This is a genomic window from Prauserella shujinwangii (assembly GCF_003001955.1).
Classification (GTDB): domain Bacteria; phylum Actinomycetota; class Actinomycetes; order Mycobacteriales; family Pseudonocardiaceae; genus Qaidamihabitans; species Qaidamihabitans shujinwangii.
The window spans coordinates 156,638-178,631 of record NZ_PVNH01000013.1 but is presented as its reverse complement, the minus strand read 5'-3'; the positions used below and the strand labels follow the sequence as shown (position 1 = coordinate 178,631).

Annotated in this window: 20 protein-coding genes; 7 read left to right on the top strand and 13 right to left on the bottom strand. The window is 73.2% G+C overall.

Annotated features, from left to right (window positions below; genetic code table 11):
- Positions 1-12: 12 nt before the first annotated feature.
- Both B0I33_RS27775 and B0I33_RS27770 read right to left on the bottom strand, forming a co-directional pair.
- The gene (locus B0I33_RS27775) at positions 13-687 is read right to left on the bottom strand and encodes a response regulator (RefSeq protein WP_106182030.1); all 675 of its coding nucleotides are present in this window, start codon (positions 685-687) and stop codon (positions 13-15) included.
- The gene (locus B0I33_RS27770) at positions 684-2,084 is read right to left on the bottom strand and encodes an ATP-binding protein (protein WP_106182084.1); all 1,401 of its coding nucleotides are present in this window, start codon (positions 2,082-2,084) and stop codon (positions 684-686) included. Before B0I33_RS27770 ends, B0I33_RS27775 begins: the two co-directional genes overlap by 4 nt.
- A 130-nt stretch (positions 2,085-2,214) precedes the next feature.
- Between B0I33_RS27770 and B0I33_RS27765 the strand changes: the two genes are divergently transcribed.
- Positions 2,215-3,498 carry a PspC domain-containing protein gene (locus B0I33_RS27765; RefSeq protein WP_106182028.1) on the top strand — a complete coding sequence of 428 codons (1,284 nt, stop codon included), beginning with the start codon at positions 2,215-2,217 and terminating at the stop codon, positions 3,496-3,498.
- On the top strand, positions 3,491-3,724 hold the full coding sequence (locus tag B0I33_RS27760; protein WP_106182026.1) for a hypothetical protein: 234 nt from the start codon (positions 3,491-3,493) through the stop codon (positions 3,722-3,724). The genes B0I33_RS27765 and B0I33_RS27760 overlap by 8 nt, the downstream gene beginning before the upstream one ends.
- A gap of 7 nt (positions 3,725-3,731) precedes the next feature.
- Here B0I33_RS27760 and guaA read toward each other — a convergent pair whose 3' ends face one another.
- On the bottom strand, positions 3,732-5,276 hold the full coding sequence (gene guaA / locus B0I33_RS27755) for a glutamine-hydrolyzing GMP synthase (RefSeq protein ID WP_106182083.1): 1,545 nt from the start codon (positions 5,274-5,276) through the stop codon (positions 3,732-3,734).
- A gap of 90 nt (positions 5,277-5,366) precedes the next feature.
- On the opposite strand from guaA, the gene B0I33_RS27750 reads away from it, so the two are divergent.
- Both B0I33_RS27750 and B0I33_RS27745 read left to right on the top strand, forming a co-directional pair.
- Positions 5,367-6,806, top strand: coding sequence for an aldehyde dehydrogenase family protein (locus tag B0I33_RS27750; RefSeq protein WP_106182025.1), 1,440 nt, complete (start codon positions 5,367-5,369; stop codon positions 6,804-6,806).
- Positions 6,807-6,915: 109 nt separating this feature from the next.
- Positions 6,916-7,458: a YceI family protein gene (locus B0I33_RS27745; protein ID WP_106182023.1), complete on the top strand. Its 543-nt coding sequence runs from the start codon at positions 6,916-6,918 to the stop codon at positions 7,456-7,458.
- Between the two features lie 7 nt (positions 7,459-7,465).
- Here the strand turns inward: B0I33_RS27745 and B0I33_RS27740 are convergent, their stop codons facing one another.
- The 3 genes from B0I33_RS27740 to guaB all read right to left on the bottom strand — a co-directional run bounded on the left by B0I33_RS27740 (position 7,466) and on the right by guaB (position 12,113).
- Positions 7,466-9,178, bottom strand: coding sequence for an FAD-dependent oxidoreductase (locus tag B0I33_RS27740; protein ID WP_106182022.1), 1,713 nt, complete (start codon positions 9,176-9,178; stop codon positions 7,466-7,468).
- 170 nt (positions 9,179-9,348) lie between these two features.
- Positions 9,349-10,491, bottom strand: coding sequence for a GuaB3 family IMP dehydrogenase-related protein (locus B0I33_RS27735; protein WP_106182020.1), 1,143 nt, complete (start codon positions 10,489-10,491; stop codon positions 9,349-9,351).
- Between the two features lie 116 nt (positions 10,492-10,607).
- Positions 10,608-12,113 (bottom strand): IMP dehydrogenase, encoded by a 1,506-nt coding sequence (gene guaB, locus B0I33_RS27730; protein ID WP_106182019.1) that lies wholly within the window; start codon positions 12,111-12,113, stop codon positions 10,608-10,610.
- 104 nt (positions 12,114-12,217) lie between these two features.
- On the opposite strand from guaB, the gene B0I33_RS27725 reads away from it, so the two are divergent.
- Entirely contained in the window at positions 12,218-12,613 is a 396-nt protein-coding gene (locus tag B0I33_RS27725) for a DUF5319 domain-containing protein (protein WP_181193470.1), read from the top strand.
- Positions 12,614-12,732: 119 nt separating this feature from the next.
- Here B0I33_RS27725 and B0I33_RS27720 read toward each other — a convergent pair whose 3' ends face one another.
- The 5 genes from B0I33_RS27720 to B0I33_RS27700 all read right to left on the bottom strand — a co-directional run bounded on the left by B0I33_RS27720 (position 12,733) and on the right by B0I33_RS27700 (position 17,178).
- On the bottom strand, positions 12,733-13,683 hold the full coding sequence (locus B0I33_RS27720) for an anti-sigma-D factor RsdA (RefSeq protein ID WP_106182015.1): 951 nt from the start codon (positions 13,681-13,683) through the stop codon (positions 12,733-12,735).
- Positions 13,684-14,256 carry a sigma-70 family RNA polymerase sigma factor gene (locus tag B0I33_RS27715; protein WP_106182014.1) on the bottom strand — a complete coding sequence of 191 codons (573 nt, stop codon included), beginning with the start codon at positions 14,254-14,256 and terminating at the stop codon, positions 13,684-13,686.
- A gap of 362 nt (positions 14,257-14,618) precedes the next feature.
- Positions 14,619-15,215, bottom strand: a complete 597-nt coding sequence (locus B0I33_RS27710) for a response regulator transcription factor (RefSeq protein WP_106182012.1) — start codon at positions 15,213-15,215, stop codon at positions 14,619-14,621.
- Positions 15,216-15,356: 141 nt separating this feature from the next.
- On the bottom strand, positions 15,357-16,217 hold the full coding sequence (locus tag B0I33_RS27705) for a hypothetical protein (protein ID WP_106182081.1): 861 nt from the start codon (positions 16,215-16,217) through the stop codon (positions 15,357-15,359).
- Positions 16,218-16,221: 4 nt separating this feature from the next.
- The gene (locus tag B0I33_RS27700) at positions 16,222-17,178 is read right to left on the bottom strand and encodes a MerR family transcriptional regulator (RefSeq protein ID WP_106182010.1); all 957 of its coding nucleotides are present in this window, start codon (positions 17,176-17,178) and stop codon (positions 16,222-16,224) included.
- A gap of 319 nt (positions 17,179-17,497) precedes the next feature.
- Between B0I33_RS27700 and B0I33_RS27695 the strand changes: the two genes are divergently transcribed.
- Positions 17,498-17,800, top strand: coding sequence for a WhiB family transcriptional regulator (locus B0I33_RS27695; protein WP_181193469.1), 303 nt, complete (start codon positions 17,498-17,500; stop codon positions 17,798-17,800).
- A gap of 239 nt (positions 17,801-18,039) precedes the next feature.
- Here the strand turns inward: B0I33_RS27695 and groL are convergent, their stop codons facing one another.
- A complete protein-coding gene (gene groL / locus B0I33_RS27690; RefSeq protein WP_106182006.1) occupies positions 18,040-19,659 on the bottom strand; it encodes a chaperonin GroEL in 1,620 nt (539 codons plus the stop codon).
- Positions 19,660-19,744: 85 nt separating this feature from the next.
- Positions 19,745-20,038, bottom strand: coding sequence for a co-chaperone GroES (gene groES, locus B0I33_RS27685; protein WP_106182079.1), 294 nt, complete (start codon positions 20,036-20,038; stop codon positions 19,745-19,747).
- Positions 20,039-20,365: 327 nt separating this feature from the next.
- Here groES and B0I33_RS27680 point away from each other — a divergent pair, with 327 nt between their 5' ends.
- Positions 20,366-21,964, top strand: a complete 1,599-nt coding sequence (locus tag B0I33_RS27680; RefSeq protein WP_106182004.1) for an alkaline phosphatase D family protein — start codon at positions 20,366-20,368, stop codon at positions 21,962-21,964.
- Positions 21,965-21,994: the final 30 nt, after the last annotated feature.

The following is a 21,994-nucleotide window of genomic DNA, read 5'->3' as shown; positions in this document are numbered from 1 at the left end:
GCGGGCGACCGCCTACACGAGCCGCCGGTCGGAGGCCCAGCGGGACAGCTCGTACCGGTTGGACAGCTGCGTCTTGCGCAGCACGCTGGACACGTGCGTCTCGACCGTCTTCACCGAGATGAACAGCTCGGAGGCGATCTCCTTGTAGGCGTAGCCGCGGGCGAGCAGGCGCAGCACGTCCCGCTCCCGCGGCGTGAGCAGGTCCAGCTCCGGGTCGCTGATCGGCGCCGAGCCCGGACGGTCGGCGAACGCGTCGAGCACGAAACCGGCCAGCCGCGGCGAGAACACCGCGTCGCCGTCGGCCACCCGGACGATCGCCCGCACCAGCTCGGTCGACGAGATGGTCTTGGTGACGTAGCCGCGCGCCCCCGCCCGGATGACCGCGATCACGTCCTCCGCCGCGTCGGACACCGACAGCGCGAGGAACACCACGTCCGGCAGCTCCGGCCGGACCCGGCGGAGCACCTCCGCGCCACCGCCGTCGGGCATGTGCACGTCGAGCAGCACCACCTGGGGACGCACCCGCGCGATGCCCGCGACCGCCTCCCCGACCGAGCCCGCCTCGCCGACCACCCGCACCTGGTCGGTGATGGACTCCAGCTCCGCGCGCACCCCCGCGCGGAACAGCGCGTGGTCGTCGACGAGGAAGACCTGCACCGGCTCCCGCGTCCGTTCCGTCTCCGTCACGTGGCCCCCTCTGCCGATTTGGCGCCGACCTGGCGCGGCATCTCCAGCTGTACCTCCGTGCCCTCACCGGGCGCGGTGCGCAGCCGGCAGGTGCCGCCGTTGCGCTCCATCCTGCCCCTGATCGAGTCCGCGAGGCCATGCCGGTCGCCGGGAACGCCGCCGGGGTCGAAGCCCTTGCCCCGGTCACGCACGAAGACCGTGACGGACCCGGGCTCCACCTCGGCGTACACGCTCACCTCGCGGACGTCGGCGTGCTTGGCGGCGTTGACGATCGCCTCCCGCGCGGCCTGCACCAGCGCCACCAGCGGCTCGTCGAGCTCGGCCTCGCCCACCACGACCTGCTGGACGGAGATGGCGAAGGTGTCCTCCACCTCGCCGCATGCGGTGGCGATGGCCTGGGACAGCGTGCCCGCCGTCTCGGTGACCCCTTCCGCGGGCTTGCCGTAACCGGACGGCCCGTACAGCCAGCCGCGCAGCTCCCGCTCCTGCCCGCGGGCCAGGCGCGCCACCTCCCTCGGCGACTCCGCCTGCTTCTGGATGAGCGCGAGCGTCTGCAGCACGGAGTCGTGCAGGTGCGCGGCGATCTCGGCCCGCTCCTCGGTGCGGATGCGCGCGCGCCGTTCCTCGCCGAGATCACGGACCATGCGCAGCCAGAACGGCACGGTGAGCACCGCCACGCCGACCAGCGTGGCGAGCACGGCGATCAGCGCGAACTGGATCTGGGCGAGGCTGGAGTCGCGCAGCACGATCACGCCGATGCCGGTCATCACCAGCGCCACGCCCGCGAGCACGCGGACGAACGCCGACCAGCCGCCCCCGCCGAGGACGGCTCCGGCCACGCCGGTGCGCGCGCCCTGGCGCCAGCGCCTGCGCTGCGACTCGTCGGCCTCCCGCCACACCACGGCGGCGCCGACGAGCACGATGGCGACGGGGAGCCCGAGCCAGCCGCTGAACAACCCGGTGAGCGCCCCTCCGGCCACCGTGAGGCCCATGCCGAGGACGAGCAGCCCGATCGCCTGCTGGCGTTCCCTCGGCGTCTGCACCTCGGTCGCCGACTCGCGCGACTGCTGCGGGACGAACACCCAGAGCAGGCCGTACGCGACGAGCCCGGCGCCGCCGAACGCGGCGAGCACGGCGAAGGCGGCGCGCACCCAGAGCACCTTGACCCCGAGGTGGTCGGCGAGGCCGCTGGCGACACCGGCGACGGTCCGGCCGGTGCGCCTGCGGTAGAGCTTCGGTGGGCCGGCCTCCTCCCGCGTGGCCGCGTCGCGGCCGGGCGCGGTACCGGCCAGGGCGGAGGCGGCCGGGTCGGCCGGCTCCGCCTGCCCGGGGGCGGGCACGAGGGCGGGCGAGCTCGCCGCCCGCTCCCGCGTGGACTGTTCCTGCACGTCATCCATGTTCACACGGGATCGATCCCGAATCATCAGGGAAACCCCTGAGCCGCTCCCCCACCCTGACCGCCGGTCCCCGGATTTCAGGGGTGTTCCCCGATGTGCGGACCGCTCAGGGCACCGCATCCTCGATGCCATGAGTGGTACGACCGACACCTCGCGACAGCCGAGCGGCTTCGAGGCGACCGTGCGGGACTTCTGGATCAGCAGGCCGAGGCGGCCGCTGCGGGGCCGCAAGCTGGCCGGCGTCGCCGCGGCCGTCGGCAACCGGTACGGCATCGACCCGGTGATCGTGCGGGTCGCGCTGGTGGTCATGACGATCTTCGGCGGGATCGGCCCGTCCGTGTACCTGTTCGGCTGGCTGTTCTTCCCGCAGGAGGACGACGAGGTCTCGGCGTTCGAAAGTCTCATCGGCAAGGGGCGCAGCTCGGTGTCGAAGGGTTTCGCCGTGCTGCTGTGCGTGCTGCTCGTCCCGATGTCGAGCTGGGCGTTCTCGGCCAACTGGTTCGACGGCGGCGGCTTCGTCGGGATGGCACTGGTCATCACCGCCGTGTACCTGCTGCACCGCTCGCGGGGGCACCTGAACCGGCCCGCCCCGCCGGTGCGGCCGGCGGCCTACGCCGGGACGCCCGGCACCGCGTGGTCACCGGCCGCGTGGTCGGCGGCGCCCGCGGCGCCGGCAGCGTCGGCGGACGCCGCGGACCGGACGCGGCAGCCACCCGTGTGGGACCCGCTCGGCGCCGCGCCGCTGGCCTGGGACCTGCCCGACCCGCCCGCGCCACCGGAGCCGCCCGCTCCCCGGCCGCCGCGACGGCGGTCGAAGGTGGGCGTGGCCACGGCGGGCGTGGCACTCGTGGTCGGCGGGGTCGGGGCGGCGCTGGTGGCCGAAGGCGAGCCGTGGTTCACGCCCGCCCACGTGATCGGGCTGGTGCTCGGGGTGCTCGGCATCGGCATGGTCGCCGCGTCGTTCGCCGGAGGCGGCCGCGGCCTGATCGCGCTGGCCGCGCCACTGTCCGTGGCGGGACTGCTGCTCACCGCGGCGCCGTTCGACCACTTCCCCGGCGGCGGTGTCGGCAACCTCGACCAGACACCCCGCACGGTGGCCGACGTGCGGCCCGTCTACGAGCGCTCGGCCGGCGACGTCCAGCTCGACCTGCGCAGGCTCGACGGCGACGGTGACGTGCGCACCTCGGTCCGCAACGGCCTGGGCAACACCGTCGTGATCGTGCCACCCGAGGCCGACGTCACCTACACCTGCCACAGCTCGATGGGCAACACCAGCTGCCTCGGCCGCGAGCTGTCCGGCATCGGCACGGAGCCGGTCACCGGCACCGACTTCGGCACCGACGGCGAGGGTGGCCGCAAGATCACGCTGGACGTCCGCACCGCGGTCGGGAACCTGGAGGTCAACCGTGGCTGAGCACGACAACGACACCGCCACCGTCGCCCCGCGCGGGCGCGGCACCGACCTGGTCACGCTGATCGCCGGGCTCGCCACCCTGCTGGTGTCCGCCTACATCCTCTCCGACGGGCAGACCTGGCTGCCCGGGGTGGACCTGCGCTGGATCCTCGCCGGCGGCGCGGTGCTGGTCGGCGTGCTGATGCTGGCGGCCTCGATGCGCGGCGACCGCGGCCAGGGCCGCTAGGCGCCGGTCACTCCCATTCGATGGTGCCCGGCGGCTTGCTCGTCACGTCGAGCACCACCCGGTTGACGTCGCGGACCTCGTTGGTGATGCGCGTGGAGATCCGCTCCAGCACGTCGTAGGGCAGCCGCGTCCAGTCGGCGGTCATCGCGTCCTCGCTGGACACCGGCCGCAGCACCACCGGGTGGCCGTAGGTGCGCCCGTCGCCCTGCACCCCGACGCTGCGGACGTCGGCCAGCAGCACCACGGGGCACTGCCAGATGTCGCGGTCCAGCTCGGCGGCGGTCAGCTCCTCACGGGCGATGGCGTCGGCGGCGCGCAGGGTCTCCAGCCGCCCGGCCGTCACCTCGCCGATGATGCGGATGCCGAGGCCGGGGCCGGGGAACGGCTGCCGGTGCACGATCGTCTCCGGCAGGCCCAGCTCCAGCCCGACCCGGCGCACCTCGTCCTTGAACAGCAGCCGCAGCGGCTCCACGAGGCCGAACCGCAGGTCCTCGGGGAGCCCGCCGACGTTGTGGTGGCTCTTGATGTTCGAGGTGCCGGAGCCGCCGCCGGACTCCACGACGTCCGGGTAGAGCGTGCCCTGGACGAGGAACTCGACGTCGCCCTTCGCCTTGAGGTCGCGGGCCGCCTGCTCGAACACGCGGATGAACTCGCGGCCGATGATCTTGCGCTTCTCCTCGGGGTCGGTCACCCCGGCGAGCGCGTCGAGGAACCGCTCCCGGGCGTCGACCGTCACCAGGTTCACGCCGGTCGCGGCGACGAAGTCGCGCTCCACCTGGGTGCGCTCGCCCGCGCGCAGCAGCCCGTGGTCGACGAAGACGCACGTCAGCCGGTCGCCGATGGCCTGCTGCACCAGCGCGGCCGCGACCGCGGAGTCGACGCCGCCGGACAGCCCGCAGATGGCGTGCCCCTGGCCGACCTGCTCGCGGATGGCGGCGACCTGCTCGTCCACGATGGACGCGGTGGTCCACTGCGGACGGATGCCCGCGATCTCGTGCAGGAACCGGCGCAGCACCTCCTGGCCGTGCGGCGAGTGCGCCACCTCGGGGTGGTACTGCACGCCGGCCAGCCTGCGCTCGACGTCCTCGAAGGCCGCGACCGGGGCGCCCTCGCTGCTCGCGGTGACGGCGAAGCCCTCGGGGGCCTTGGTGACGCAGTCGCCGTGGCTCATCCACACCGGGTGCCGCGCGGGCAGCTCCTCGTGCAGCGCGCCCCCCGCGACGCCCAGGTCGGTGCGGCCGAACTCGCGCGTACCGGTGTGCTCGACGGTGCCGCCGAGCACCTGCGCCATCGCCTGGAAGCCGTAGCAGATGCCGAACACCGGCACCCCGGCGTCGAACAGGGCGGGGTCGACGTTCGGCGCGCCCGCGGAGTACACGCTGGCGGGCCCGCCGGAGAGCACGATCGCGGACGGCTTGCGCTCCAGCATCTCGGCGACGGCGGTGGTGTGCGGCACGACCTCCGAGTACACCTGTGCCTCGCGAACGCGGCGGGCGATCAGCTGCGCGTACTGCGCGCCGAAGTCCACCACGAGCACGGGACCCTCTGCCACCACCGGCACCTCCTGCCTTGTCGGAACTCCCCTCCATCGTCCCAGGTGAGCTGCCCGGCGGTGCTCGCAGGTCGCCGTTACGGTGCGGGCATGGACACGATCACCCCCGAGCCGAGGCCCGCGTGGATCGCGGGCCGCGCCGAGCAGGGCGCGGACACCCTCGTCGTCAGCCATCCCTACGACGGCAGCGAGGTGGCCACGGTCGCCGTGCCGGGCGCCGACCAGGTGGAACGCGCGGTCGCGGCGGCGGCCGGGGTGGCCCGCGAGTTCCGGCGCACCCCCGCACACGCCCGCGCCGCCGCGCTGGAGCACGTGTCCCGGGGACTGGCCGGGCGCGCGGAGGAACTGGCCGAGGTGATCACCGCCGAGAGCGGGAAGCCGCTGCGCTGGGCCGAGGTCGAGGTGACCCGCGCGGTGTCCGTGTTCCGGCTGGCCGCCGAGGAGGCGCGACGTTTCGCGGGCGAGCTGCTGCGCCTCGACGGGGAGGAGGCGGGCACGGGCCGGTCGGCGCTGGTGCGCCGGGTGCCGAGGGGCCCCGTGCTCGGCATCGCACCGTTCAACTTCCCGCTGAACCTGGTCGCGCACAAGGTGGCCCCCGCGCTGGCCGTCGGCGCCCCGATCGTGGTCAAACCCGCACCGAGGACCCCGCTGTCGGCGCTGATCCTCGGCGAGCTGCTGGCCGAGGCGGGCCTGCCGGAGGGCGCGTTCTCGGTGCTGCCGCTGGGCAACGCGGACACGGAGCGGCTGGTCACCGACCCGCGCCTGCCGGTCGTCTCGTTCACCGGGTCCGCGCCGGTCGGCTGGCGGCTGGCGGACGCGGCGTCCCGCAAGCACGTGGTGCTGGAGCTCGGCGGCAACGCGGCCGCGGTCGTGCTCGCCGACTGGCCGGACCTCGACGGCGCGGCCGAGCGGATCGCGACGTTCGGCAACTACCAGGCGGGGCAGTCGTGCATCGCGGTGCAGCGGGTCGTGGTCGAGCGCGCGATCGCCGCCGAGTTCGTGCCCAGGCTGGCCGAGGCGGTGCGGGAGCAGCGGACCGGCGACCCGTACGACCTGGAGGTGTCGGTCGGCCCGGTGGTGGACGAGGCCGCGGCCGAGCGGATCGCCGCCTGGATCGCCGAGGCCACCGGGGCGGGGGCGAAGGTGCTCGCCGGGGGCGGGCGCGCGGGCACGTCGGTGGAGCCGACACTGCTCACGGACGTGCCCGCCGACGCGAAGGTGTGGACCGAGGAGGTGTTCGGCCCGGTGCTCGCGGTCTCCGTGGCCGAGGACGCGGACGCGGCGTTCGCCGCCGTCGACGACTCCGCGTACGGGCTGCAGGCGGGCGTGTTCACGCGCGACCTCGATCTGGCCTTCCGCGCGTCGGCCGAGCTGGAGGTGGGTGGCGTGATCGTGGGCGACGTGCCGTCGTTCCGGTCGGACGCGATGCCCTACGGCGGGGTGAAGGGCTCCGGCGTGGGCCGCGAGGGCGTGCTCGCCGCGATGCGCGACCTCACCGAGGAACGCGTCACCGTCCTCCCCCTCCCCTGACCCGGCGGCCGCACCGCGACGAAAGTCGAACCGCCCGCGCCGTCCGGCCGATGTGGCCGGACGGCGCGACTGGCACCGTGGCGCACCGGACGACACGAGACGACGAGTCATGGCCACTGCAGGACAGCGACCCGGCGGGGCGGGCACCGTCGGGATCCCGGACGCGGGGGAGTACCGCATCGACGCGGAGCGGTCCGCGATCTCCTTCACCACCCGGCACCTGTTCGGGCTGGCGCCGGTCCACGGCACCTTCCGGCTCCGCGAAGGCCACCTCCGGGTGGGCGACCCGGTGTCCGGCTCGGCGGCGCGGGCGACCGTGTCGGCGGCGAGCGTGGACACGGGCAACGCGCAGCGGGACGCCTCGGTGCGCTCGGCGACGTACCTGGACGCCGAGGCCCACCCGGACATCACGTTCGCCTCCACCGGCCTGGCGCGGGCCGACGGTCACTGGACCCTGCACGGCGACCTGACGGTGCGCGGCCGCACCCGGCCGGTGGCGCTGCGCATCGACTCGGCACACCCGGACGGCGGGCGGGTCCGGCTGGGCGCGACGTGCGAGGTCGACCGCTACGAGTTCGGTATCACCGCCATGCGGGGCATGACGGGCAGGCGGCTCACGCTGCGCCTCGACGTCACGGCGGAACGGACCTGACCTGCGATCAGCTGACGAGGGGCAGGCGCAGGGCGGCGGGGGCGTCGGCGGGCACGGCGGGGTGCTTGGGCGCGATCGGGTCGAGCCGCCGGTAGCCCTCGTCCTGCGCGGGCCTCGGGTCGGGCTGGCCCCGGTTCGGCCACAGCGAGAACGCCCGCTCGGCCTGCGCGGTGATGGTGAGCGACGGGTTCACGCCGAGGTTCGCGGTGATCGCGGCGCCGTCCACCACGTGCAGGTTCGGGTAGCCGAACACGCGGTGGTAGGGGTCGATCACGCCCTCACCGGCCGAGGTGGCGATGGGCGCCCCGCCGATGAAGTGCGCGGTGAGCGGGATGTCGAAGATCTCGCCCCAGGTGCCGCCCGCGGTGCCGCCGATGTGCCGGGCGGTGAGCTCGTTGGCGAGGTGCCCCGCGGGGATGAACGTCGGGTTCGGCTCGCCGTGTCCCTGCCTGGAGGTGTAGCGGCGGCGCCCGAACAGGCCCCGCCTGGTGTAGGTGGTGATGGAGTTGTCCAGGCTCTGCATCACCAGCAGGATCACGGTCCGCTCGCTCCACCGGTGGCCGTTGAGCAGCTTCAGCGTCTGCACCGGATGCTTGGCCATGAACCGCAGCGCCTGCCGCCAGCGCGGGACCTCGGAGGCGCCGTCGGTGGCGATCGTCTGCAGCAGGCTCATCGCGTTGCTGCCCTTGCCGTAGCGCACCGGCTCGATGTGCGTGGTCTCGTCGGGGTGGATCGACGAGGTGATCGCCACGCCGCGGCTGAAGTCGCGGTCGGGGTCCACGGTGGCGCGCGCGGCGCCGACGATGGCCTCGGAGTTGGTCCGGGTCAGCTCGCCGAGCCGCGGGGAAAGCCGCGGCAGCGCGCCCGTGTCCCGCATGCGGTGCAGCAGGCGCTGGGTGCCCCAGGTGCCCGCGGCGAGCACCACCTGGCCCGCCGTCAGCGTGTGCGTGAACCGGCGCGACCGGGTGCCGGTCTTGCGGAGGTCGACCTCGAAGATGCCGTCGCCGCGCTCGCGCAGCGCCGTGACGGTGGTCATCGGGATGACCTTCGCGCCACCCTGCTCCGCGAGGTACAGGTAGTTCTTGACCAGCGTGTTCTTGGCGCCGACGCGGCAGCCGGTCATGCACGAGCCGCACTCGGTGCAGCCGGTGCGCTCCGGCCCGGCGCCGCCGAAGTAGGGGTCGGCCGCCCGCTCGCCCGGCCTGCCGAAGTACACCCCGACCGGGGTGGGGTGGAAGCTGCCGGCCACGCCCATGTCGGCGGCCACCTTCCGCATGACCTCGTCGGAGGGGGTGACGGTGGGGTTGGTGACCACGCCCAGCATCCGGCTCGCCTGGTCGTAGTGCGGCGCGAGCTCGGCCTCCCAGTCGGTGATGTGCGCCCACTGGCGGTCGGTGTAGAACGGCTTGAGCGGCCGGTACAGCGTGTTGGCGTAGACGAGCGAACCGCCGCCGACCCCCGCGCCGGCGAGGATCATGACGTCCTTGAGCATGTGGATGCGCTGGATGCCGAAGCAGCCGACCTGCGGCGCCCACAGGTACCGGCGCAGGTCCCAGGACGTCTTGGCGAACTCCTCGTCGGTGAACCGGCGGCCCGCCTCGACGACCGCGACCCGGTAGCCCTTCTCCGTCAGCCGCAGGGCGGCGACGCTGCCGCCGAAGCCGGAACCGACCACGATGACGTCGTAGTCCTGACCGGTGGTGGTGTTACGCGCAGTCACACATAAAGCGTAACCGCCCGGCGAACTCCTGACCAGAGGTAAGTTACCGCCCGGTCACCCCCGGAGTCGTGGTGCGCGGGTCGCCAGGCTCGTGAGTGTTGCGCGTGGTTAGAACCACGTTCCGCACTCACGAGGCCCGCCGCGCGCCGCGTTCCGCGGGCAGAACGCGCTCAGCCGCGGACGGTCAGGCCGACCTTCTGGAACTCCTTCAGGTCCGAGTAGCCGGTCTTGGCGAGCGCGCGGCGCAGGGCGCCGAACAGGTTCACCACGCCCTCGGCGTCCGACGAGGGCCCATGCAGCAGGGTCTCCAGCTCGACGCCGTGCCCCGGCCCGGGAGCGACGCGCGAGCGCGGCAGCGACGGGTGCGCGGCGGCGGCCGTCCAGTACAGCCCCTGCCCCGGTGCCTCGGCGGCCGCGGCCAGCGGCGCCCCGAGCATCACGGCGTCGGCGCCGCACGCGATGGCCTTCGCGATGTCGCCGCTGCAGCTGATCCCGCCGTCGGCGAGCACGTGCACGTACCGTCCACCGGTCTCGTCGAGGTAGTCGCGGCGCGCGGCGGCGGCGTCGATGATCGCGGTGGCCATCGGCACCCCGATCCCGAGCACGCGGTCGGTGCTCGTCACGCCGGGGCTGTAGCCGTGCCCGACGATCACGCCCGCCGCGCCGGTGCGCATCAGGTGCATGGCCGTGCGGTAGTCGCTGACGCCGCCCGCGATGACGGGCACGTCCAGGTCGGCGATGAAGTCCTTCAGGTTCAAAGGGTCGGCCTCGGGCAGGTCGCGCGCGACGTGCTCGGCGGACACGATGGTGCCCTGCACGACGAGCACCTCCACCCCGGCGGCGAGCAGGTCCGGCGTGAGCTCGGCGGCGTGCTGCGGGCTCACCCTCGCGGCCACGGTCACGCCGGACTCGCGGACCGTGCGGACGGCCTCGGTGAGCAGGTCGGTGCGGATGGGCGCCGAGTGCAGCTCCTGCAGCAGGCCGACCAGCGCCGCGGGCTCGGCGCCGTCCTTGGCCGCCTCGGCGATCCTGGCCAGCGCGCTGGCGGCGTCGGCGTGCCGGGCCCACAGCCCCTCCGCGTTGAGCACGCCGAGGCCGCCCAGCTTGCCGATCGACACCGCGGTCGCCGGCGACACGATGGCGTCGGTGGGATGCGTGACGAGCGGCAGGTCGAACCGGTAGGCGTCGATCTGCCAGCTCGTCGAGACGACCTTCGACGACCGGGTCCGCCGCGACGGCACGATGTCGATGTCGTCGAGGTCGTACGACCGCCGCGCGGTGCGCCCCATGCCGATCTCGACCAGATCCCGCACGTGAAGTCCCTTCTCGCCGCTGTTCGCCGCTGTTCGCCGCTGCCCGGACATTGTCCTGCGCCGTCCCCCGCGGCGGCGCCCGGGGCGCGTTTAGCCCGCAGAACGCGGCACCGCGCTCAGCGCGTGGTGTAGTTCGGCGACTCGACGGTCATCGTGACGTCGTGCGGGTGGCTCTCCTTGAGCCCCGCCGCGGTGATCCGCACGAGCTGCGCCTGCTGCAGCTCCGCGATCGTGCGCGCCCCGGCGTACCCCATGCCCGAGCGCAGCCCGCCGACCAGCTGGTGCACCACGCCGGACAGCGGACCGCGGAACGGGATGCGGCCCTCGATGCCCTCCGGGACGAGCTTGTCCTCGGAGAGCACGTCGTCCTGGGCGTACCGGTCCTTGGAGTAGGACCGGTGCTCGCCACGCGACTGCATCGCGCCGAGCGAGCCCATGCCGCGGTAGGTCTTGAACTGCTTGCCGTTGACGAGCACCACGTCGCCCGGCGCCTCCGCGGTGCCCGCGAGCAGGCTGCCGAGCATCACGACGGACGCGCCCGCCGCGATGGCCTTGACGATGTCGCCGGAGTACTGGATGCCGCCGTCGCCGATCACCGGCACGCCCGCGGGGCGGCAGGCCTTGTCCGCCTCGTGGATCGCGGAGATCTGCGGCACGCCCACGCCGGCCACGACCCGCGTGGTGCAGATCGACCCGGGGCCGACCCCCACCTTCACCGCGTCGGCGCCCGCGTCGACCAGCGCCTGCGCTCCGGCGCGGGTGGCGACGTTGCCGCCGACGACGTCCACGGTGTCGCCGAGTTCCTTCTTCAGCGTGGACACCGTGTCCAGCACGGCCCGCGAGTGCCCGTGCGCGGTGTCGACCATGAGCACGTCGACGCCCGCGTCGGCGAGCGCCATCGCCCGCTGGTGCCCGTCGGGCCCCACGCCGACGGCCGCGCCGACGAGCAGCCTGCCGTCGGGATCCTTGGTGGCGTGCGGGTACTGCTCGGTCTTGACGAAGTCCTTGACGGTGATCAGCCCGCGCAGCTTGCCCGCACCGTCGACGATCGGCAGCTTCTCGATCTTGTGCCTGCGCAGCAGCCCCAGCGCGGCGTCCGCCGTGACCCCGACCTGCGCCGTCACGAGCGGCGCCTTGGTCATCACCTCGCGGACCGGCTTGCTGTGGTCCACCTCGAACCGCATGTCGCGGTTGGTGATGATGCCCACAAGACAGCCGGAGGCGTCGGTGACGGGCACGCCCGAGATCCGGAACCGCGCGCACAGGGTGTCCACCTCGGCGAGCGTGTCGTCCGGCGAGCAGGTGACCGGGTCGGTGACCATGCCGGCCTCGGACCGCTTGACCACCTCGACCGCCTGCGCCTGCTCGTCGATCGGCATGTTGCGCTGCAGCACGCCCATGCCGCCCTGCCGGGCCATCGCGATGGCCATGCGCGACTCGGTGACCGTGTCCATGGCGGCGGACAGCAGCGGGATCCTCAGCGTGACGTTCCGGGACAGCTTGCTGCTGGTGTCGACCGAGCTGGGCACCACGTCCGACTCCGCGGGCAGCAGCAGCACGTCGTCGAAGGTCAGCCCGAGCATCGCGAACTTCTCCGGGTCGGGGGTGAACTCGCTCGTCATGGCAGGCGGCTGACCTTCCTGGCAGGTTGCGGGCAGTGCGGAAAGCAGGTATGCGGACCTGTTAACGATGGTATCTGGACGGACCCGGGGGCCCGCCCGGTACCGTGCAGGCCGTGCCGCACGAAGTGTTGCCCCCAGACCCGTTCGCCGACGACCCGAACGACCCGGCCAAGGAGATCGCTGCCTTGGAAGAGCCGCAGGGCGAGCCGATCAGCCCCGAGGAGCGCACCGAGCTGCTCGCCGACCTGTCGGATCTCGCGGTGTACCAGGCGCTGCTGGAGCCGAGGGGCGTGCGTGGCATCGTCGTCGACTGCGGAGAGTGTGACCAGCCGCACTACCACGACTGGCACCTGTTGCGGGCCAGCCTGGAGCAGCTCCTCTCCGACGGCCACATGCGCCCCCACGAGCCGGCTTTCGACCCGGACCCCGCCAACTACGTGAGCTGGGACTACTGCCGCGGTTTCGCTGACGGGGTGACGGCCACCGAGAGCGCCTACTAGCGGCCCCCGGCACACACACCGCCGCGTTCGGCCCGCGGAACGCGGCGCGGCGGCCACCCGACGCAAGGGCGCGTGCTCCTCGCTGGGGCACGCGCCCTTCTCGTGGTCCGGGGGGCCGGTCAGCCCTGCGACGAGGAGGCCGGGTCGTCCACCGAGGCGCCCAGCGGGGCGCCCCCGTCCGGCTGGGTGCCGGTTCCGGTGCCGGTGGAGGTGCTGGTGGACGGCGAGGGCGTGGACGTCGTGGTGGACGGCGTCGGCGTCGACGTGGTGGTGGGGTCCGCCTGCGACGGCGGGATCTCCGGCGCGGGCTGCACGGAGGACGTCGACGGTGCCGGTGAGCCCGTCGCCGAGCTGGTGTCCGGGGTGGTGGTCGCCGACTGCTGCTGCTCCGGCTGGGCCGGCTCCAGCTGCTCCATCAGCTCCGTGTGCCGGGCCCGCAGCTGCGCGAGCTCCTCGCCCGCGGCGACCTGGGCGAGCGCGTCCTGCGCCTCCCGCAGCGCGCGTCGGGCGTCGTCGAACCGCTGCTGCGCGATGGCGAGGCTGGCTTCCTGCAGCTCGGTGCGCACCGAGGCGGCGGCCTCCACCGATCTGGCGTGGTCGGAGTAGAGCACCTTGGACAGGCCCCACAGCGTGTCGCCGGGCTGCGCGTCGCGCGCGGCGAGGGCCGTGCCGGTGAAGCCGATGGCGAGCACCGCCGCCGCGGCGGCCACGGGCACCAGCATCCGTCTGCGGCGCAGCCGCCCTCCGTTGCGCCTGGCGAGCTCGGCCGCCCTGATCGTGACGAGCGCGTTGTCGGTGTCGGTCAGCTCGGGCATCGGCTCGCTGTCGATGTCCCGGCGCCACGCCAGCAGCAGCGAGTTCAGCTCCTGGTCGCCCAGCTCGTCGGCGAGCTGCGGGTCCGAGCCGCCCAGCGCGTCGAGCAGCGCGTCGTCGGCCTGGATCGCCGAGAGGTCGGTCGTCGCCGAGACGTCCCCGGCGGCCGATGAGGCCTGCTGCTCCGCAGCGAGCCCCGGCTCGTCGATACCGGCCCCAAGCTCGCGCTCGTGGTTACCGCTGTCGCGTTCCGTCACTCAGACCACCTCCTCAGCGGCCAGCACCTTGCGCAACCGCGCAAGGGCACGATGCTGGGCGACCCGGACGGCGCCCGGGGTCGACCCGACGGCCTCGGCGGTCTCCTCCGCCGAGAGGCCGACGACCACCCGCAACACCACGATCTCCCGTTGTTTGTCCGGCAGGACCTGCAGCAACTGGGACATGCGCGCGTTGAGCTCGCCCTGCAGCGCACGCTGCTCGGGACCGACTCCGACCTCGGCCTCGTCGGGGACCTCGGCGACGGGCTCGGCCCGGTTGCGGGATGCGGCACGGTGGGCATCGGCCACCTTGTGCTGGGCGATGCCGTAGACGAAGGCCAGGAAGGGGCGCCCCTGGTCACGGTACGAGGGCAATGCCGTGAGCACCGCGAGACACACCTCCTGGGCTACGTCGTCCGCCGAGGCGAACGACCGTTCCTGCCTGCCGACCCTGGCGCGGCAGTACCGCACCACAAGGGGACGGATGGCGGCCAGTACCCGCTCCACCGCCTGAGGCTCACCCTCGACGGCGGCGGCGACTGACTCGTCCAGTCCATCCCCCACATTGGCCATCGCAGACAACAGTCCCGGTGTTACGTGTAGGCGTGCAAAGAAGACGGCGTGGTGACTTCCCATCCCTCACGCCGGTGATGCCTACCGTACCGCCCGCACCCTCCGATGCTCGCTCACGGTCACTTTGACGCGTTCCGTGTCCCACGAACTAGCGGGGAAGCCCACACTTTAACGCACTCATAGAGTTTTCAACCACACGACCCGTCAGCGATACGGCCGAAGGTCACCCATCGCATTGACGACCGCATGACGACCGCATGACAACGCGGCACGGCCCCCGGTGCCCCGGGGTGTGCCGTGCCGCGTCGGTCGCAGGGAGGTCCGGTGTGCGGTGTGCCGCGGACTCAGCGGACTCGGCGGACTCAGGAGACGAGCCCGCGGCGGAAGCCGTGCGCGACGGCCTGCGCGCGGTCGCGCACCCCCAGCTTGCGGAACAACCGCCGGGCGTGGGTCTTGACCGTGTCCTCGGACAGGTACAGCTCCCGCCCTATCTGGCCGTTGCTCTTGCCCTGGCTCATGCCGCGCAGCACCTGCAGCTCGCGCTCGGTGAGCTGGACGCCGGGGTCGGAGGGCTGGCGCGGGGCGGGCACGGAGGTGCTCGCGAGCGTGTGCGCGAGAGCGGCGACCAGTTCGGGCCGGGAGGCGTCCCAGCGGAGGTAGCCGCGGGCGCCGCCGGCGATGGCCGCCGCGATGCTGCCCGCGTCGTCGGGGGCGCCGAAGACGATCACGTTCGCCTGGGGATTGGCGGACACCAGGCGGCGCGTGGCCTCGACTCCGGTCGGCACCGCGCGCTGCGTGCCCACGAGCACGACGTCGACCGGCTGCCGGGAGTACCTGGCGAGCAACTCGTCACCGTGCGCTACACAGTCGATGCGACTGACTCCGGCAACGGCAGACATCACGCGGGTGAGCCCTTCGCGGACACTGCGTCGGTCGTCGCAGATCAAGACCGTCGTCACGGGGTTTCCTTCCTGCAGCCGGGTGACATTCCATCTCCCCTATCGGACGCTTTAGGTCCCACCTTGACACGATCCGGTGGCTTTTTTTGGAAAGGACCTCGCCCGGATGTCGGTATAGCCTGTGTGACCCAGGCAACACCGTCAAATCGGGACCCACGCCGACTGGCGCGCCAACCGCCTGCCCTCAGGGTCAGCCGCCGGTAACAGAGCGTGCAACTCGCGAGTAACCGCGGCGCGGTGCCGGCGCGCGGCAGCGCTGCCCGCGGCCGCCAGCTCGGCCGACAGCACGGCGGCGGGCCAGCCGAGCGAGCCCAGCCCGTGCGCCGCCGTGGCTGCGCGCGCGGTGGCCACCAGCCCCGCGGCACGCTCGCGGGCCCCGGGCTCGCCGGTGGCCGCCAGCGCGGCGGCGAGCACGAGGCCGGACTTCACGCTGTGCCGCGCGGCGCCGCGCTCGCGAGCGACCCTGGCCGCCTCCTCCGCGAAGGGCACGGCGTCGGCCGCGGCACCGCAGGCCAGCGCCAGCTCGGCGCCGATCCAGCCTGCCCTGACCCGCGTGCGCCACCCGGCGGGCACCTCGGCCGCGCGGGCCAGCAGCCTGCGCGCCACGCCCAGCCTGCCCAGCGCGAGATTGTCGGCGGCGAGCCCGAGCAGCGCGTCCGCGAGCGCACCGGCCGGATCGGCGCCGTCGTCGTCGGCGGGCCCTCCGGCGGCGGTGGCGCGGGCGAGGGCGGCTGCGTCCAGTGGCAGCGCGGCGGCGTGGCCGCCGAGCTGCCGCCGGTGCGATGCGAGCGTGCCCGCGGCGAGCGAGGCGTGCAGTGGATCGCGGCCCCGGATCAGCGGCTCCAGGAACGTGGTGGCGGCGGCGTACCGGCCCTGCCCGCCGAGCACGACCGCGGCCAGCCAGCGGCAGCGCGCGGTGGCGGCGCGGGCGAGCTCGCGCGCGCCGAGGGCGGGGGCGTCGCCGAAGGCCGCCCTGCGCAGGACCGCTTCCCGTGCTGGCACCGGCTCATTGTGGCCGCCCGCCCGCCACCACGTGCTCCAGCCTGCCGGCCGCGTGCCGGAGGTCACCGAGCAGCTCGACCTGCGGTGGCAGCTCGGCGGCGGACCAGCCGGGACCGCAGGCGAACAGGCGGCCGCGCTGCCTGCCCCTGGCGAGCCGGTGGAACAGGCGGGGGTCGGCGGCGCTGCGCCGGTGCGCCCACAGCACCACGGCCGCGGGCACGCAGCGGCGCCCGGTGACGGCGAGCACCTCGCCGGGCAGCGGGGCGCCGAAGGCCTGCGTGGCCAGGTCACGTTCGGCGAGGGCGGCGGCGAGCGCGTACACCGGCAGGCCGGTGGTTTCCTCGGGCGGGCGGGCCAGCAGGATCGGCCGCCGGTTGCGCGGGACACCGGGCACGGGGGCCGCGCGGACGAGGGCGGCGAGGGCGCATTCCGCGAGCAGGTGGCGCACCTCGGCGCCGCCGGCGCGACCGACCCCTGTCCCGCCGCCGAGGGCGTCGAGCACCGGCCCGAGCACGGCCTCCCAGACGTCGAGTACGCCGTGCGCGGCGAGCGCGGAGGCGAGGAGCCGCTGCACGGCCGGCGCGTCCATCGCGAGCGCGGCCGCGCTGAGCCGGCGCGCGAGGCGGGACAGTTCGGGGACGCCGCCCCGGAGCTCGGCGTGCCCGGTGGGCCTCCTGGTGTGCTCGGCACTGTCCCTGGACGGTGGGTCCGCGGCGGCCGCGCGCGGGACGGTGGGGACGGTGGCGCCCTTCGGCAGGTGGGCCAGCGCGTAGCGCGCCGCCTCGGCGGTGGAGGCGCCCCGGAGCAGTGCGCGCTGCATCAGTTCGAGCCTGCTGACGTCGTCGGGGCCGTACCGGCGGTGCCTGCCCCCGGTGTGCCTGCTCGGCCCCAGCCCGTAGCGGCGGTCCCAGGTGCGCAGGGTCGACGGTGCGACGCCCAGCCGCCGCGCGACGGAGGCCACGGGCAGCGTCGGTTCCGCAGGGCGATGCCGCGATACCGGGCCGACCACAGCCGGCACCGCACCGGCTGCGTGATCTGAGCCGGACTCGGATCGCACCCGGCCCAATATTCCGGTGCGGCCGGGTGACGGCAACCGGAGCAACGGCCAGCGCTGTGTCACAGATCACACAACCGGGGGACGTCTAACGGCTGAATTGATCCGAATTCCTTGAACAAGTATTGGCGCGCTTCTAACGTAACGCGCGTTGCACCAAATGGAGTAGTCGCAGAGTACAACTGCAGACATCCGGCTTCCGAGCCGGCTGGCGGAGGCGGTCACGATGGCAGACACGCGCAGACTCCCTGGCCCCAACGCGGATGTGTGGGACTGGCAACTGGAGGGGGCATGCCGGGGGATGGACAGTGCGTCCTTCTTCCACCCGGACGGCGAACGCGGCCCGGCGAGAGCCAGGAGAGAGGCCAGGGCGAAGGCGATCTGCCACTCGTGCCCGGTGCTGGAGATGTGCCGTGCTCACGCGCTCGCGGTGCATGAGCCGTACGGGATCTGGGGCGGCCTCTCCGAGTCCGAACGGGAGCACATCATCAAGTCCGGCAAGCGAACACTGAGCCTGACCGGGCTCTGAGACACCGCGCGGCCGGGACGGCCACACGGGAACCGGGGCGACCGCACGGCGCGGGCTCCCGTTTCCCACCCTCATCCGGCGGTGCCCGGAGCGCGGCCGGCCCACCCGTCGCCCGACCCCGCCCCTGGCGGAGTGGGACGCGACGCCGGTGTGCCGGGCGCTCCGGGCAGGTGGGCCGCGGATGACGAAAGGGGCGGCGCTCGCGTGGAGTGCCGCCCCTTTCGTGTGCGCGACGAGCGTCAGTGCGCGTGCCCGTGGCCGTGGCCACCGGCACTCTCGTCCTCTTCCTCCGGCCGCTCGACGACCGAGCCCTCGGTGGTGAGCACCAGCCGGGCGATCGACGCCGCGTTGGCGACCGCGGAACGGGTGACCTTCACCGGGTCGACGATGCCGGCCCCGAGCAGGTCGGTGACCTCGCCGGTGGCGGCGTTGAAGCCGTGCCCCCAGCTCTGCTCGGCCACCTTGGACACGGTGATCGCGCCCTCGTGGCCGGCGTTGCTGGCGATCCAGAACAGCGGGGCCCGCAGGGCCTCGCGGACGATCTTCACGCCGACCGCCTCGTCACCGTCGAGGCCGAGGCCGTCCTCGAGCTCCTTGGCGGCGTGCACGAGCGCCGAACCGCCGCCGGGCACGATGCCCTCCTCGACGGCCGCCTTGGTGGAGGCCACGGCGTCCTCGATGCGGTGCTTGCGCTCGTTGAGCTCCGTCTCGGTGGCCGCGCCGACCCTGATGACCGCGACGCCGCCGCCGAGCTTGGCCAGCCGCTCCTGCAGCTTCTCCCGGTCCCAGTCGGAGTCGGTGGTCTCGATCTCCTTGCGGATCTGGGCGATGCGCGCGTCGACGTCGGCCTTGGTGCCCGCGCCGTCGACGATCGTCGTGGTGTCCTTGGTGACCTCGATGCGCCGGGCGCGGCCCAGCACCTCGAGCCCGGACTCGGACAGCTTCCGGCCGACCTCGGCGGCGATGACCTCGGCGCCGGTGACGACGGCCAGGTCGTCCAGGAAGGCCTTGCGCCGGTCACCGAAGAACGGGGCCTTGACGGCGACCACGCTGATCGTCTTGCGCAGCGAGTTGACGACCAGGGTGGACAGTGCCTCGCCCTCGACGTCCTCGGCGATGATCAGCAGCGGCTTCTTGGTCTCGACGACCTTCTCCAGCAGCGGCAGCAGGTCGTGCAGCGCCGAGATCTTCTCCCGGTGCAGCAGCACGTAGGCGTCGTCGAGGATCGCCCGCTGCTCCTCCGCGTTGGTGGCGAAGTGGGCCGAGATGAAGCCCTTGTCGAACTGCACACCCTCGGTGATGTCCAGCTCGGTGGCCAGCGTGGAGGACTCCTCCACGGTGATCACGCCGTCCTCGCCGACCTTCTCCACGGCCTCGCCGAGCAGCGCGCCGATGTTGGCGTCGCGCGAGGTGACGGTGCCGACCTGGGCGATGTTGTCCCGGCCCTTGACCGGCGTCGCCTTTTCCTTGAGGGTGGCGACCACCTTGTCGGCGGCCACCTCGATGCCCCGGCCGAGAGCGGCCGGGTTGGCGCCCGCCGCCACGTTGCGCAGGCCGGCCTTGACCAGCCACTGGGCCAGCACGGTCGCCGTCGTGGTGCCGTCGCCGGCCACGTCGTTCGTCTTGGTGGCCACGCTCTTGGCGAGCTGGGCGCCGAGGTCCTCGAACGGGTCGTCGAGCTCGATCTCCCTGGCGACGGTGACGCCGTCGAGGGTGATGGTGGGCCCGCCGAACTTCTTGTCCAGCACGACGTGGCGCCCACGCGGACCCAGCGTCACCTTGACCGCGTCGGCGAGCTTGTTGACCCCGCGCTCCAGCGCGCGACGAGCGTCCTCGTCGAAGTGGATCTGCTTAGGCATTGAGTGCAACCTCTCTGCATGCGCGCGAACGCCCCGGTCCCCGGCTGAGCGGGACCCGGGGCGTCAACGCATACGCGGGTCGTCGTCAGTTGATGACGGCCAGCACGTCACGGGCGGACAGGATCAGGTACTCCTCGCCGTTGTACGTGACCTCGGTTCCGCCGTACTTGGAGTAGATGACGACGTCGCCTTCCTTGACATCCAGCGGGATGCGGTTGCCCTTGTCGTCGATGCGGCCCGGGCCCACGGCCAGGACCTTGCCCTCCTGGGGCTTTTCCTTCGCGGTGTCAGGGATGACGAGACCGGAAGCCGTCGTCTCCTCGGCCTCGCTCGTCTGGACAACGATCTTGTCCTCGAGCGGCTTGATGTTCACGCTCACCGGGTTGACCTCCACGGGTCGTCGAAAGCGTTGGCAGGTACCTAGTTGGTTACGGCTCCTACCACCCCGCCGTCGCGGGTGCCGGGGCGTGTGCGGTGCCGTGCGATTAGCACTCTAGCTACCGGAGTGCTAGCCGCGCAACCAGGGTATACCCCACCGCCCCGGACCGCGTTCCGCCCGCGAAACGCGACCGCGGAGCGGCGCGCGGGATCACGCGGGACCGCACCAAAGGTTCACCACCTCATCACCCTTTCGGGAAGGAATGGCCACCCTGGGCTTGCAAGCTGTGCGGGTTCCGGCTGACCTACACCCGTTGGGAGACGTTCCGTGCCCGCATCCGGTGAGAGCCCGTCGTTCACCACTTCCCGCCGTCACATCCTCGTCGGTGGCGCCGCGCTCGGCGCCGCCGCGATGGCCACCGGCCTGCCACTGACCGCGTCCGCGCAGGGCGCGGGCAGGCCGCTGCCCGGCGACCCGTTCACGCTCGGCGTCGCCTCCGGCGAGCCCGACCACCACAGCGTCGTCCTCTGGACCCGGCTCGCGCCGTCCCCGCTGGCCGAGGACGGTCTCGGCGGGATGGGCCGCAACCACGTCGAGGTGCGCTGGGAGGTGGCCCTGGACGAGCGGTTCCGCCGGATCGTCCGGCGCGGCCACGAGCGCACCGGTCCCGAGGCGGGGTACGCGGTGCACGCCGAGGTGGCCGGACTGCTGCCCGGCTGGGAGTACTTCTACCGCTTCCGCGTCGGCAGGCACGTCTCGCCGACGGGCCGCACCCGCACCACGCCGCTGCTCGGCGTCCTCGGCTCCGGGGTCGCGATGAGCTTCGCCTCCTGCTCGCAGTACGAGCACGGCTACTTCACCAACTACCGCCATCTCGCGGCCGACGAACCCGACGTGGTGCTGCACCTGGGCGACTACATGTACGAGTACAAGCCGCAGGTCTACGTCTCGCCGGACGGCAACGTGCGGGACCACGCCGGACCGGAGACCGAGACGCTGGCCCACTACCGGCAGCGCTACGCCCAGTACCGCGCCGACACCGACCTGCAGGCCGCGCACGCCGTCGCGCCGTGGCTCGTGGTGCCCGACGACCACGAGGTGGACAACAACTGGGCCGGCGACGTCCACGAGAAGCCGGAGATCCCGCAGCCGGACTTCCTCCAGCGCCGCGCCGACGCGTTTCAGGCCTACTACGAGAACATGCCGCTGCGTCGCCGCAGCAAGCCGCGCGGTGCGCACATCCGGCTGTACCGCACGGTGTCGTGGGGGTCGCTGGTGAACTTCCACATGCTCGACACCCGCCAGTACCGCGACGACCAGGCCTGCGGGGACGGCTGGAAGGTGTGCGAGGACGCCGCCGACCCGGCGCGCACGATCACCGGCGCGGAGCAGGAGGCGTGGCTGCTGGACCAGTTCCGCCGCTCGCGTGCCCGCTGGGACGTGCTCGGGCAGCAGGTGTTCTTCGCCAGGCGGGTGAGCGCGTCCGGCGCCAACAGCATGGACGCCTGGGACGGGTACCAGGGTTCGCAGGAGCGGATCTCCGCGGGCTGGGTCGAGGCCGGGGTGCGCAACCCCGTCGTGCTCACCGGGGACGTGCACACCCACTGGGCCAACGAGCTGAAGGCCGACTACGCCGACCCGGACAGCCCGGTGATCGGCGCCGAGCTGGTCACCAGCTCCATCACCTCGGGCGGCAACGGCCAGGACTCCGATCCGGCCGACGACCCGAACCTGCACCGCAACCCGCACATCAAGTTCCGCAACGCGCTGCGCGGGTACGTGCGCACCCGGATCACCCGGGACGAGCTGCGCGCGGACTTCCGGGTGGTGGACCGGGTGACCGAGCCGGGGGCCCCGGCCCGCACCCGGGCGTCGTTCGTGATCGCCGACCGCCACCGGGGTCTCACCGAGGTCCAGCCGCGCTGACGGGGTCGTGCGTGGGAAACGTCGTGAGAA